Consider the following 13,713-nt stretch of genomic DNA (forward strand, 5'->3'; position numbering starts at 1 on the left):
GCCCCTATGGGGAGAGGGCCGGGGTGAGGGGCAATTACACCACCCACTCACTCCCTTCAACACCGTTCACCCGCAGCCTGCGTTTTTCCCCGGCCGGTAACGACACCTTCAGCGCCTTCCACGTCGGACGATAATCCCCACGCCCGTTGATCTTCAGGTTGATGGTTGCCCCATCGCACACCATCTCCCACTCCACCCACAGCGCGTTGCCGTTCTGATAACCCCAGCTCTCGCCGTCATCTTCAAACAGCAGACCCGAGGTCGCACCTACCCCTTTCACCGGGAACAGCTTCAGCTCGCGGGTATCGTCTTTTTCGGCTGACACATGCGTGATGCGTTCGCTGAGGGGAAGACCGGCACCGGCACGCACCAGCAGGGGCAGTTTTTCCAGCGGAGCATCACGGACGATCCACTGCCCGCCGGAGAACCACTCCTGGGTGTAAAAATCGTACCAGCCGGTTTCGTTATCCGGCAGCCAGACACGGCGCTCGCGCTGCCCGGCTTCGACGACGCTGGCCACCAGCAGGTCGCGGCCCAGCAGGAAGTCATCGCACTCTTCGAAGGTCTGCGCATCGTGCTCATGGTCGAGGAAGGTTGGACGCAGCATCGGCTCGTCATCGGCATGGGCCTGCCAGAGCAGGGTGTAGAGATAGGGCAGCAAACGATAGCGCAGCTCAATGGCACCGCGAATGGCTGGCGTTACCCCCGGATACATCCACGGCTCGTTAACGGTGGCATCATCATTCCACGAGTGAATGGTAAAGCGCGGATGCATCACCCCGTTCTGCACCCAGCGGACAAACAGCTCGGCGTCCGGTTTATCGCCGGAGAAGCCGCCGACGTCGTGGCCGACGTTATACAGCCCGGAGAGGCTCATCCCCAGCCCCATGCGGGTGTTGTAGCGCAGGGTCGCCCAGTTGGTGCGATTATCCCCGCTCCAGGTCTGGACGTAACGCTGCATCCCGGCGCAGCCGGAACGGGAGATCAGATACGGACGTTTTTCCGGCGCAAAGCGCTGCTGCGCTTCCAGCGAAGCCCGCATCATCAGCAGCGGCATCACCGGACGAATATGTTTGATGGCGATTTCGTTGCCAAAGCCGTGGCAGCGCGCTTCCCCATCCCACACCTCAAACTCGTTGTTGTCGTTCCAGGTGGAGTCGATCCCCATCTCCAGCAGCTGGGTGGTCACCCCTTCCTGCCACCACTGCACCGTCTGCGGGTTGGTAAAGTCGAGGTGTGAACCTTCGTCATCCCAGAAGCTGGAGCGTTCCGGTGCGTCGGTTTCTGAATCACGAATGAACAGGCCGCGTTCCGCCACCTCGTTATAGCGGGGGTGATCCTGCAGCAGGCACGGCTTGATGTTGGCTGCCAGCTTCAGGCCCGCGTCGTGGAACGCCTGGCTCATCACCTTCGGCTGCGGCACTTTGTCGTAGTTCCAGTTGAAGACGTAGCGCTTGCCGTTGATCGAGGTGTAGCCCGACGAGAGCTGGAACGAGTCGCACGGAATGGCGTGCTCTTCGCACAGGCGGATAAAGTTCATCAGCTGGTTCTGGGCGTCCGGTGCGTCGGTGTAGTGCATGGTCGAGCCGCTATAACCCAGGCTCCATTTCGGCCCGAACAGGGTTTTGCCGGTCAGACGGACAAAGGCTTTGGTAACGTCCAGCGCCCGTTTCCCGGTGAAAATGTAGTAATCGATGTCACCCGCTTCCGCCTGCCAGCGACGGTAGGCGGTGTGGTAGTTGTCGATTTCGTTACCCAGATCCAGCCAGCAGCTGCTGAGGTTGTCGTAAAACAGGCCGTAGCTCACGTCATCCCGGCGGGTGAGGGTAAACGGAATATGCTTGTACAGCGGATCGGTGCTGGCCGCGTTATAGCCCATCGCATCCAGGTTACGCATCTCATAGCGCTTGCCGTTGCGCTGCAGATCGCCCGCTTTCTCGCCCAGACCGTAGAAACGTTCGTCCTGACGACGGCTCAGGTAGTGCGCCACCCCGTCGCCGTGGGCGTTGAGCAGATAGGCGCTGGTAGGACGGTCATTTACCAGCGGCTGCCACTCACCTGCCTCGTCGCGGTAGTGCCACTCCAGCCACAGCGGCTGATGCACGGTGACGCGCAGCTGTTCGGTGGCCACGGTCAGCACATCGTCCTGCTGCGTCAGCGTCCAGGTCGGGCAGCTAAAGCCGCTGAGATCGTCCCGGCGGCGGCCTTCCCAGGGCACATCCTGCTCCGGGGCGATGCTCCAGGTCCGATCCAGGGTCAGTGCCCCCTGGCGCTTAATCAGCACCCGGAACAGGTTCTCTTCCAGCACATACAGGCACAGGCGGTGCTGGCTATCGACCAGCAGTTCCAGATGGGTCGCTGACTGTTTATCTACGGTCCAGTTTTTCAGGGTTTTCATATGCAATACATCCACTATCAGGCGCGCTTGGCGCGACGTTCAGCAATAAATGCCACCAGGAAAACAGCGCCAATCAGGTCGAAGAACCCCATGGCAATAAAGAGCGGGTTAAAGCCGATTTTGTCGGCGGTCACACCAATCAACAGAGAGAAGAGGAAGCTGGCGATCCACGCCGCCGAGCCGCGCATGCCGTTGACGGTGGCCATCTGGCCCTTGTCGAAGGACTCCACCACCAGGGCGCTGAGCATGCAGGAGATGATCTGGTGTCCAAAGCCGCCGATGGAGATCAGGGCAATGGTGATGTACGGGTCGCGGGTGAGAGCGACAATGCCGAGGGAGATCATCAGGAAGGCGCCGGTAACCGAGCTGGCCACCACCGAGTTGACGCGGGAGCAGCCGAACCAGCGGGTATAGAGACGGGTGAGGTAGCCGCTCGCCACGCTGCCGAGGTCTGCGGCGAGGAACGGCAGCCAGGCAAACATCGCGATCTGCTTCAGGTCCATGCCGTGCTCTTTCGCCAGATAGAGCGGCACCCAGAAGCTCAGTACCGCCCAGGCCGGTTCCGCCATAAACGCCGGAATGGCAATCCCGTAGAAACGTTTGTTCTTCGAGACGGTTTTCAACGCGGTCAGGAAGGGCAGTTTCACCGCCGGTGGCTCGTTATCCTGCTTGATAAACGCCAGTTCGTCCTTGCTCAGGTTCGGGTGCTGCTCCGGGTTGTGGTAGAACGCCCACCACAGGATCACCCACAGCAGCGCCAGCACGCCGGTAAACATAAACGCGCCCTGCCAGCCGAAGGAGGCGTGGGCGAAGTAGATAATTGGCGGGGCCAGCATCGCGCCGATGGAGAAGCCCACGCCCGCCCAACCGGCGGCTACCGGACGCTCTGATTTCGGGAACCATTCGCCAATGGTTTTGGCGTTTGCCGGGGTCGCGGCCGCTTCGGACGCGCCCATAAAGAAGCGCAGAATGGCCAGATGCAGCCAGCTCCCGGCTCCCGCGTGGAAGATACACATCAGCGCCCAGATCCCGGCGCAGACCATAAAACCAATCTTCAGGCCAATGACGTCGATTAACCAGCCACACAGTGGCTGAAAGAGGGTATAGGCGAGCTGGAAGGCACCGACAATCCACGAGTACTGTTCCGTGGTGATGCCGAGGCTCTCTTTCAGCTCCGGGGCAAGAATGCCTAACGAGTTACGGGTGATGTAGTTGACGGTGACGCCCAGTAAAAACAGAACCAGCACATACCAGCGCAGGTTTTTGATAACGCGGCGGGTTTTGCCGACCGCGACGGTGTGATTGATGTCCTGACTCATTGTTCTGTCTCCAGACGGACTGTAGGGGTACGGAGGTTAGGTGTCACACCGCTTTATCGTTTTTTGATGGTGTTGCTATACAACTAGTATGGGAGTGGTGTGACAAATTGAACTTAAGACAGAAAAAGAAGCCGCAGTAGCGGATTTTGTGCAATTTTTCTCATAAATGTTATTAATAGTTTGCCATGATGCTAATGAAGCCAGTTATGACCAACTTTTGACGCTGTGAAAATTTATTCATTTAACAATCGGGGCGAGATCACAAAATGGAGAAAAGGCTAAAAATCGCCGAAATTGCTGCCCGCACGCAGCTTTCGGTCAGCACGGTGTCCAGAGTGCTGGCCGGAAAGGCCAACACCAGCCCGGCCGCACGCAGTAAAGTGCTGGCCTGCGCCCGGGAGCTGGGGGTGATGGAGGGCATGGCTGCCGGACGGCTGCTGCTTAACAGTCTGGTGGTTTTTGCGCCCCAGCGCGCCTTTGACGAGCGCTCCGACATCTTTTATTACCGGGTGATCCAGAGCATGAGTAAAGCCCTCGGCCTGCATGAGGTGAGGCTGCGCTACTGCGCGCTGGAGGAGTTCGACAGCGATGCCCAGCTGTTTCTGACGAAGATGAACGAAGCGGAGACCCAGGCCGCCATTCTGCTGGGGATTGACGATCCGCACATTCACGATCTCGCCGTGGATGTGGGTAAACCCTGCATGCTGATCAACTGCCGCGACCGCCGCCAGCGCCTGCCCGCCGTCTCCCCCGATCACCGTGCCATTGGCGAGCTGGCGGCGGAATACCTGTTCGAGATGGGGCACCGGGACGTGCTGAACGTGCTCTGCCTGCGGCGGTACACCATGGAGCTACGGCTGGCGGGGATACGCGATGCCTGGCAGGGGCACAACATCAAATTTAACGACAAGCGCGATCTGCTGGTGGTGCCGAGCTTTAGCGCCAGAGAGACCGAGGAGCAGGTCAGCGCCTGGCTCAGCAAGATACCGGATAACGCGCTGCCAACGGCGTTTCTGGTGGGGGGCGATTTTATGGCGGCAGGCACCATCAGCGCACTGCAGAAGCACGGCCTGCGCGTGCCGCAGGATGTTTCGGTGATGAGCATTGACGGGTTTAATCTGGCGGCGATTCAGGATGTGCCTTTAACGGCGGTGCACGTTCCGCGCGATGAGCTGGGAACCGAAGCGGTGCATATGCTCCAGCAACGGCTGATTCGCCCGGAGGCACCGGCCGGAACCTTGCTGCTGAACGGGATGCTGGCGGTGCGGGAATCAGTACGGCGGATACGTCCGGGGAAAAGACGCACCGCCGTGGAGCGGGACGGGCTGTACGACGCTTAAGCCATACCCAGCGCGCGTTTGCCGTGGATGTTCAAATCTTCCGTGGTGAAGCGTGACTGCCAGTCAGCCTCATAATCCTCGCGCGGGAAATCGCCCGGCGAAGCCCCGGTTTCCAGCGCCGCTTTCACCTTCTTCGCGTAGGCGAGGTTTTTCTCGCACATCGGTGCCGCCGGAATATACATCACGTTGCCCCAGCCCTGCTGGTTCTCCACCGGGGCTACCGAGTGGATCACATCGCAGTGCCACCACACCGAATCACCCGCTTCCAGCGCCGGAATGCTGGTCAGGGCTTCAATCAACAGCGGATGCCACTTCTCAGAGATCGGCAGCACGCGCCCTGGCGCCACGCCGCAGAGTTCATCTTCCGGCACATCGTCCAGCAGCGGACGCAGCAGAATGTAAGCCATCGCTTCCGGGATCGGCACCACGTGCAGCAGACCCTGATCCGGGATCATGTCGGAGAGCGCGGTCCAGCCCTGGAAGGTGCGGAACACCGAGCATTTGGTGGTGTTATCCACGGTGTACTCTTCCACTTCGGTACGGTGCGCGGCATTCCACGGATCGTACTGGTCAACATTGCCATCAAACACCCGGGCGAAGACCTGCTGATAGGCCGGGAGCAGCCAGCGCTCCAGCGCGCCGGAGTCGGTATGCGCCCCGAGACCTTTCGAGGTGGTTCCCGGCGGACGGCGACGAATGCGGTCCGGGTAGATCACGCTCACGTCCGGGTTGAACCACTGTTTGCCGTTGCTCTCAAAGGTCCACAACCGGTTCAGGAACGACTGCACCTGCGCCATCCGTTCGCTCTGACGGGCTTCCATCTGGGCGTGTGACCAGTAGATCGGGTAGATCTCCGGGCGCGACGCGGTTAGGGAGCCGAAGAAGTTGTCACCCGGGCCTTTATAGACCTCATCAAACCGGTTGAGATCGAGATAGTCGAGCATCGCGTTATCCCACGCCAGCGCCTGCTCACGCGGGAAATGACCTTTGATCACCGCACAGCCGCGACGCTTAACCGCGTCGCGCTGTTCCGGGCTGATGTTGCCGCTCTGCACGTCGGCAAAGGGGATCACCGGCCAGACAGGATCGCCTTTGCTTTTCAGGGCATTAATTTCTGCCACCCGGCTGGCAATCTTATCGCTCAGACGATTGAACACCGCCTGCACATCACCGATCTGCGCCCGCAGTTCACGCTTCATCTGGCGGATCGCCGCTTTATGGTCAGCAGGCAAGGTTTCACTGGTAAAGGTTAAGGACATAACAGCCTCGCTATCTTTCATTCGAAAGTAAAAGTGATTACAAGTGATACTTTAGGTTAAAAATAAGTTAAAGCAAGTTAAATAACTTGATGAAGTGCACAGGCTGAGAAAAAAGAAGGGAGTTCGCCGGAGCAGGCTCCGGCGGGGGGATCAGTGGCTGAAAGGCGGGGTGTTATCGAGGACGGCCTGAATCACGTTCAGCGCGCCCTGGTGGTTATTGTCATCGGCCTGATAGCGGGTGATGGCTTTAATGCTCTCGCCGGCGTTGCCCATGGCGAAAGAGTAGTGGGCAAACTTCAGCATTTCGGCGTCGTTACCGCTGTCGCCAATCGCCACGCACTCCTGCGGGGAGATATGCCAGCGCTTCAGCAGACGGCTGAGGCCGTTGGCTTTATGCAGGCCAGGGATAATCAGATCGACAAAACCAAACCCGCTGGTCACCGGCTTCATGATCCCGTCAAGGGAGACGTGCAGGGCGTCAATCAGGTTCGGGATATCGCTGTCGGGCAGGTTCAGTGAGAACTTAAATAGCACGTCGTCAATGTCGCGATAGTCGCTGACGCGCTGCAGGCGATGATAGTGTTTTGACATCAGCGCAACGAACGCATCCGGTGCCTGGTCGCTGACGTAGGCGCTTTCCAGACCGCAGGCGACGAAGTTCAGGGAGGTATCTTTCAGCAGTTCGCCAATCACAATCTGCGATTCATGCTTCGTCAGCTCGCCGTGGAAAATCTGCTCGCCGTGATCGAACACCAGCGCGCCGTTTTCGGCCACAAAGGAGATCTGCGATTTCAGCTCCGGGAAGAAGGAGATGAGCTGGTAATACTGGTTGCCGCTGGCGACAACGAACTCAATATTCCGGGCCTGAAGTTGCTGGAACTGCGCCTGAAAGCGGTCACGATCGTACTGCTTGGCGTCATCAAGAAAAGTTCCGTCCATATCGGTGACGATAACTTTAACGGTCATACATTGCGCTCCTGGATGTTACTGCGACCAGCAACATTCTAATAACAATGTGACCAAAACCACAAATTTAATTTCGAATGAAAGTAAAAAAGCCGGGCAGTGTTGCGCATGCCCGGCTTTTGTAGGCCCGGTAAGCGTAGCGCCACCGGGCATTGTCGAGGTTACAGCGTATGCTCCGTACGCGCGATAATATCGTCCTGCGCGTCCGGTGACAGGGCGGTGAAGAACGCCGAGTAACCCGCCACACGTACCACCAGGTCACGATACTGGTCCGGGTGTTTCTTCGCTTCCAGCAGCGTTTCGCGGGAGACGATGTTGTACTGGATATGCCAGCCTTTGTGCACCTCGAAGAAGGTCCGCAGCAGCACCATCAGCTTCTGGCGGTCGCTGTCGTTATCCAGCGTCGCCGGATTGAGCTTCTGGTTCAACAGCACGCCGCCCATAATCGCTTCGGTCGGCAGCTTCCCGACAGAACCAATTACCGCCGTTGGCCCCAGGTGGTCCGTACCGGAAGCCGGGCTGGCCCCTTCCGCCAGCGGGGTGTGCGCTTTACGCCCGTCCGGGGTCGCCATGGTGGCCGCGCCAAACGGCACGTTGGCGGAGATGGACGAGGTCCCGGCGTAGTAGTTGCCGCCAATCGGGCCGCGGCCGTAGCGCGGGTTATGGTACTGCTTCAGCTCTTCAATGTAGGTCTGATAGGCACGCGCCAGCAGCAGATCCACGCTGTCATCGTCGTTACCGTACTTCGGTGCGCCGTTGATCAGACGCTGACGCAGCTGCTCGTGGGTCAGCCCCTCGAAGTCATCCGCCAGCGCCGCTGCCAGCTGCTGCTGACCGATAGCCCCCTGGTCGAAGACCAGCTTCTTCACCGCCGCCAGGCTGTTGCCGAGGTTGGCGATCCCCACCTGCAGACCGGAGACCCAGTCGTACTTCGCGCCACCCTGCTTGATGCTCTTCGCGCGTTCAATGCAGTCATCCACCAGCGCCGAGCAGAGAATGTCGTGGACGTTCTCTTCCAGCATGGTGTCCACCACGTACTCAATCTCGATGGATTTGCGGGTGTAGTATTTAATCTGGCGGTCCCAGGCGGCCATCACTTCGTCGAAGTTGTTAAAGTTGCCTTCAGAGAGCGCTTTGACCTGGGGCAGGAACACCTTGCCGCTGGTGGCGTCGCGACCGCCTTCCATTGCTGCCAGCATCACGCGGGCGAAGTTGATAAAGCTCATCCCGGTGCAGCGGTAGCCCCACTTGCCGCCGACCGCGGTTTCGATACAGCCGATGGCGGCGTAGTCGTAGGCATCCGCTTTTTCGATGCCGAGCTTGATGAATTCCGGGATCACGATCTCATCGTTGTTAAAGGCCGGCATCCCGAAGCCGCAGCGGATCACCTGCACGCAGGCGTCGAGGAAGTCGTTGCTCATGCCCGCGTGGTAGCGCACGCTCAGGTTCGGCTGGGTGGAGCGCAGACGACCGCAGGATTCCAGAATGGCGTAGGAGAGCGGGTTCACCGCATCCATCGGCTCACCGTTGACCAGCTTCTGGCCGCCAATAGTCACGTTCTGGTAGAGCGGGCTCCCGGCAGAGGCTTTGGAGTGCGAGCCGGAGCGGATCTTGTTCACCTCCAGCAGCTTCAGCCAGCAGCTGTGCAGCAACTCGATGGCGTGCTCGCGATCCAGAGACTGGTTCAGCTCCACGTCGCGACGGTAGTACGGGTAGAGATACTGGTCCATACGGGCGAAGGAGACCGAGTGGCCGTTGGACTCAATCTGCAGGATCAACTGGATGAAGTAGCACAGCTGCAGCGCCTGCCAGAAGGTTTTTGGCGGCTCGTGGGCAATCACGTCGCAGTTTTCCGCCATCGCCAGCAGCTCATCGCGGCGGCTTTCGCGGGTTTCGCTGGCGGCCATCTCACGGGCCAGATCCGCAAAGCGTTCGATATGCAGGCTCACCGCTTCCAGTACGATATCAATCGCTTTCAGGAACTGGTCGCCGTGCAGATCTTCCAGGCAGGTGAGGTTAATCCGGGAGCGACGCTCGTCCACTTTGTGGCGCATCCCGTCGAAGCCTTTCTCCAGCACCAGCGCGAAGTTCACCGCCAGGTGCGCATCGCCGGAGGTCATATTGCCTTCGGCTTTGATGATGCCGGTTTCCAGCAGCCCTTTTTGTTCATCGGTGAACATGCCGTAGCAGCGATCCTGCACCGTCTGGCCGCGCCACCACGGGCAGAGTTCGTGCAGAACGCGCTTGTTCTCTTCACTCACCGCAAAGCCGGCACCCGGACGGTCGGCGAGATCGTCGATCTCTTTCTCAATCCACGAGACGGTATATTCCGGGAAGATCGGCGCGGCGCGCACTTCGCTCGCCTGGTTGCCGATAATCAGCTCGTCATGTTTGATCCAGATAGTGCGCTGCGCCAGGTGATGCGCCAGAGCCAGCGCGCGACGGACCGGGATCGGCTTATCCATATGCTGCTGGTACATTTCGGTGTAGTGCTGCGCACGCTCGGTACAGACCGGCGGCTTCACAATGTGGACCAGGGCCGTTTTGTGCGCCTTAATGCGATCGCTCAGGGTAGTAAGATTCAGCTGTGTCATAACATTATCCTCGTAAGGTCGCGGTTAACCCTTTCCGGGCGGCGTACTGCCGGGCGAAGTCCAGTAAAGCAGGGTTATCGAGCGGTTTATCTGGGGCAGAGTAGGGTTGGCCGAGCAGGGTGTATTTGTTCATGCCCAGCGTGTGGTACGGCAGAAAATGGATGTCGTGGACGTTCAGTTCGTCGGCGGCAAAATTGGTAATGGCGGTAATGGAGGCCTCATCGGCGTTAAAGCCCTGGATCAGCGGCACGCGAATGGTGAGCGATTTCCCGGCGGCGGCCAGGCGCTTAAGGTTATCCAGCACCCGTTTGGCGGAGCCGTCGGTCCACTGCTTAAATACCGCCCCGTCGACGTGTTTCAGGTCGGCGAGAAACAGATCGATGTACGGGAGTGACGGTTCGATATAGTGCCAGGGCACATGCAGGCAGGTTTCCACCGCGGTATGAATGCCCTGTTCATGGCTGGCCTGGAACAGCTGGCGCGCCAGATCAGGGTTCATAAAGGGTTCGCCGCCAGAAAGAGTGATCCCGCCGCCGCTGCGATCGTAAAATGGCTTATCGCGCAGGACGGTGGCCATAATCTCCTCCACCTGCTGCTCTTCGCCGCAGACGGTGAGGGCCTGGGTTGGGCAGCAGTTTGTGAGGGCATCCAGGTGGGTATCGTCGAGTTTTTCGCGGTGGATCACCAGGCCATTCAGCGTCCGGTCAATGACCGCGGGCGCCACCTGCTGGCAGAGGTTGCACCCCTCCAGGCACAGGCGGGCGTCGAACAGCAGGTCCCGCGACCGCTCCCGGCTCTCCGGGTTCTGACACCAGCGGCAGCCCAGCGAGCAGCCCTTCATAAAGACCACGGTACGAATACCGGGGCCGTCGTGTGTCGAGTAACGCTGAATGTTGAAGATCATAATGTCGCCTCTTGTTGCGTATGAAGATTAAATTACTTTCGAATGAAAGTTATCTTGACGCAAATCAATTCCGAAGCAGGTTTTGCCGTGTAGGGTTAGGGCATAGTCATTTTTGAGGACCCGATCATGGAACTGTATCTCGACACATCCGACGTCATTGCTGTTAAAAAACTGGCCCGCGTGTTTCCGCTGGCAGGCGTAACCACTAACCCAAGCATTGTTGCCGCAGGCAAAACGCCGCTCGAGGTGTTACTGCCTCAGCTGCAGGAAGCGATGGGCGGTCAGGGCCGTCTGTTTGCCCAGGTGATGGCCACCACCGCAGACGGGATGGTGGAAGACGCGCTCAAACTGCGCGGTATCGTTGCCGATCTGGTGGTGAAGGTGCCGGTGACGGCGGAAGGGCTGGCGGCAATCAAGATGCTGAAAGCGCAGGGGGTGCCAACCCTGGGGACGGCGGTGTATAGCGCAGCGCAGGGGATGATGGCGGCGCTGGCGGGGGCGGAGTATGTCGCCCCGTACGTGAACCGCGTGGATGCGCAGGGCGGGGACGGGATCCAGACGGTGGCCGAGCTCCAGCAACTGCTGACCCTGCACGTGCCGCAATCAAAAGTGCTGGCGGCGAGCTTCAAAACCCCGCGTCAGGCGCTGGATTGCCTGCTGGCGGGCTGTGAATCCATCACCCTGCCGCTGGATGTGGCCCAGCAGCTGATTACCTCTCCGGCGGTGGATGCGGCGATTGCGAAGTTCGAGCAGGACTGGCAGAACGCCTTTGGACGGACGTCGATCTAGTGGTATTGCCGGGCGGCGCTGCGCTTGCCCGGCCTACGGTTTTCTCCCTCTCCCTGTGGGAGAGGGCCAGGGTGAGGGCATCAGGCCGCACAAGAGTTAACCTCCGCACACCTCACACCCCGGATTACGCATCAATTTCATCTCGCGGAACTGGCAGGTCATCGCGTCGTACATCACGATTTTTCCCGCCGCGGGCGTGCCGTAACGGGTCAGCACCTTAATGGCTTCCATCGCCTGCATCGAACCAATCACCCCCACCAGCGGGGCCATCACGCCAGCCTCGACGCAGGTCAGGGTGTTTTCGCCAAACAGACGGCTCAGGCAGCGGTAGCAGGGCTCGCCCTCGGCATAGGTAAAGACGCTCACCTGGCCTTCCATGCGGATCGCCGCCCCGGAAATCAGCGGCGTTTTATGGGCGAAACACCCGGCGTTGAGCTGATTGCGAATGGCGACGTTGTCGGTGCAGTCGAGCACCAAATCGTGATGGGCAATCTGCGCCAGCAGCGAGGCGTCATCCAGCAGGGCATTCAGTAACGTAAACTGCACGTTGGGGTTGATGCGCGTCAGCGCCGCATGGGCCGACACCACTTTCGGCTCGCCGATGGTCGCATCGCTGTGCAGGGTCTGGCGTTGCAGGTTGGAGAGCGACACGGTGTCGAAATCGAGCAGCGTCATGTGCCCCACACCGGCGGCGGCCAGATACTGCGCCGCGGCGCAGCCCAGCCCGCCGAGGCCAACCACCAGCACGTTCGCGGCTTTCAGCGCTTCCTGCCCGTCGAAATCAAAGCCGCGCAGCACAATCTGGCGATTGTAGCGCAGCATCTCCTGGTCGCTCAGTTCCATGCTCAGCCTCCAAACAGCGCGTTAAACGGCTCAACCTCAACCCATTCACCCGCTTCCACGTTGCCGCGCTCGCGCTCAAGCACGATAAAGCAGTTGCCCTGGCTGAAGGAGCTGAAAATATGCGAGCCCTGATGGCCGGTGGTGCTCACCTCCAGCTCGCCGTCGGCGTTACGCGCCAGAATGCCGCGCTGGAAGTCGAGACGGCCCGGTGATTTTTTCAGGCGGGTGGCGGCACGCACGCGCTGGCGGGCAGGGAGGCAGTGGGCCCGGTTGCCGGAGAGCTTCGCCAGCAGGGGCTGCACCAGCTGATAGAACGTCAGCGCCGCAGAGACCGGGTTCCCCGGCAGCCCGCAGAACCAGCTGTCCGGCAGCTTGCCAAAGGCAAAGGGTTTGCCCGGCTTAATGGCCAGCTTCCAGAAGCCGATCTCGCCCAGCTCATCGAGAATGGTTTTGGTGTAATCCGCTTCGCCCACCGACACGCCGCCGGAGCTGAGCACCACGTCGGCCACCCGATCCGCTTCGATAAACGCCTCGCGCAGCTTGTGCGGATCGTCCGGGATAATCCCGAGGTTGATCACCTCGCAGCCCAGCTGCTCCAGCATCAGATGCACTGCCAGCCGGTTGGTGTCGTAGATCTGCCCCTCGGCCAGCGGCTGGCCCGGGAGCTGAAGCTCGTCGCCGGTGGAGAACAGCGCCACGCGCACCCGGCGCACCACGGCAATGTCCGCAATACCCAGCGAGGCCAGCACCGGCAGCTCCGCCGCGGTCAGGCGGGTGCCCGCCGGGAAGACGGTTGCGCCCTGGGTAATGTCTTCCCCGAGACGACGGATGTTCTGCCCCGGCTTCACGCTGGCGGTAAAGCGCACGCCATCGACGGTCTGCTCGGTCTCTTCCTGCATCACCACCGCGTCGCAGCCCGTTGGCACCGGGGCACCGGTCATGATGCGGATGCAGCTTCCGGCTGGCCATTCACCCTGGAACGGCTGCCCGGCAAAGGCTTTGCCCGCCACCGGCAGCGCGGCACCCGCCGCCAGATCCGCCAGCCGTACGGCGTAGCCGTCCATCGCCGAGTTATCAAAACCCGGTACGTTGATGGGCGAAACGATGTCGGCGGCGGTCACGAGGCCAAAACAGCGCAGCAGCGGCAGCGTCTCCTGGTCTGACAGCGGTGAAAGTCGATCGAGCATCTGCGTGAGTGCCGTCTCAAGCGGCATCAGTCCGGCGGTAAAATCCATAGGTCACTCCAGGAAGAGAATAACGAAGGCGGCTATTATGGCAGAAAAGTGCCCTTAACTGTATGA

General features: G+C 60.1%; 10 protein-coding genes. 2 read left to right on the top strand and 8 right to left on the bottom strand.

What is annotated here, in order from left to right:
- Positions 1–34 precede the first annotated feature (34 nt).
- Positions 35–2,398: a TIM-barrel domain-containing protein gene (locus G7090_RS07050; RefSeq protein WP_166181928.1), complete on the bottom strand. Its 2,364-nt coding sequence runs from the start codon at positions 2,396–2,398 to the stop codon at positions 35–37.
- Positions 2,399–2,415: 17 nt separating this feature from the next.
- Positions 2,416–3,717, bottom strand: coding sequence for an MFS transporter (locus tag G7090_RS07055; protein WP_166181929.1), 1,302 nt, complete (start codon positions 3,715–3,717; stop codon positions 2,416–2,418).
- A 266-nt stretch (positions 3,718–3,983) separates the two neighbouring features.
- Here G7090_RS07055 and G7090_RS07060 point away from each other — a divergent pair, with 266 nt between their 5' ends.
- Positions 3,984–5,057: a LacI family DNA-binding transcriptional regulator gene (locus tag G7090_RS07060; RefSeq protein ID WP_166181930.1), complete on the top strand. Its 1,074-nt coding sequence runs from the start codon at positions 3,984–3,986 to the stop codon at positions 5,055–5,057.
- Here the strand turns inward: G7090_RS07060 and G7090_RS07065 are convergent.
- From G7090_RS07065 to G7090_RS07080, 4 genes are all read right to left on the bottom strand, one after another.
- On the bottom strand, positions 5,054–6,316 hold the full coding sequence (locus G7090_RS07065; RefSeq protein ID WP_166181931.1) for a DUF1479 domain-containing protein: 1,263 nt from the start codon (positions 6,314–6,316) through the stop codon (positions 5,054–5,056). The two genes, G7090_RS07060 and G7090_RS07065, sit on opposite strands and share 4 nt — an antisense overlap.
- Before the next feature lie 150 nt (positions 6,317–6,466).
- Positions 6,467–7,282 (bottom strand): Cof-type HAD-IIB family hydrolase, encoded by an 816-nt coding sequence (locus G7090_RS07070; RefSeq protein WP_106992470.1) that lies wholly within the window; start codon positions 7,280–7,282, stop codon positions 6,467–6,469.
- 161 nt (positions 7,283–7,443) lie between these two features.
- Positions 7,444–9,876: a formate C-acetyltransferase/glycerol dehydratase family glycyl radical enzyme gene (locus G7090_RS07075; protein WP_166181932.1), complete on the bottom strand. Its 2,433-nt coding sequence runs from the start codon at positions 9,874–9,876 to the stop codon at positions 7,444–7,446.
- A 4-nt stretch (positions 9,877–9,880) separates the two neighbouring features.
- The gene (locus G7090_RS07080) at positions 9,881–10,780 is read right to left on the bottom strand and encodes a glycyl-radical enzyme activating protein (protein ID WP_166181933.1); all 900 of its coding nucleotides are present in this window, start codon (positions 10,778–10,780) and stop codon (positions 9,881–9,883) included.
- Between the two features lie 126 nt (positions 10,781–10,906).
- Between G7090_RS07080 and fsa the strand changes: the two genes are divergently transcribed.
- Positions 10,907–11,569 carry a fructose-6-phosphate aldolase gene (gene fsa / locus G7090_RS07085; protein WP_166181934.1) on the top strand — a complete coding sequence of 221 codons (663 nt, stop codon included), beginning with the start codon at positions 10,907–10,909 and terminating at the stop codon, positions 11,567–11,569.
- Positions 11,570–11,665: 96 nt separating this feature from the next.
- On the opposite strand, the gene moeB is transcribed toward fsa, so the two are convergent.
- Both moeB and moeA read right to left on the bottom strand, forming a co-directional pair.
- Positions 11,666–12,418 (bottom strand): molybdopterin-synthase adenylyltransferase MoeB, encoded by a 753-nt coding sequence (moeB, locus tag G7090_RS07090; RefSeq protein WP_166185137.1) that lies wholly within the window; start codon positions 12,416–12,418, stop codon positions 11,666–11,668.
- Positions 12,415–13,647, bottom strand: a complete 1,233-nt coding sequence (gene moeA, locus G7090_RS07095; protein WP_166181935.1) for a molybdopterin molybdotransferase MoeA — start codon at positions 13,645–13,647, stop codon at positions 12,415–12,417. The genes moeB and moeA overlap by 4 nt, the downstream gene beginning before the upstream one ends.
- Positions 13,648–13,713: the final 66 nt, after the last annotated feature.

The organism is Leclercia sp. 29361, from assembly GCF_011290365.1.
Taxonomy (GTDB): Bacteria; Pseudomonadota; Gammaproteobacteria; order Enterobacterales; family Enterobacteriaceae; genus Enterobacter; species Enterobacter tamurae.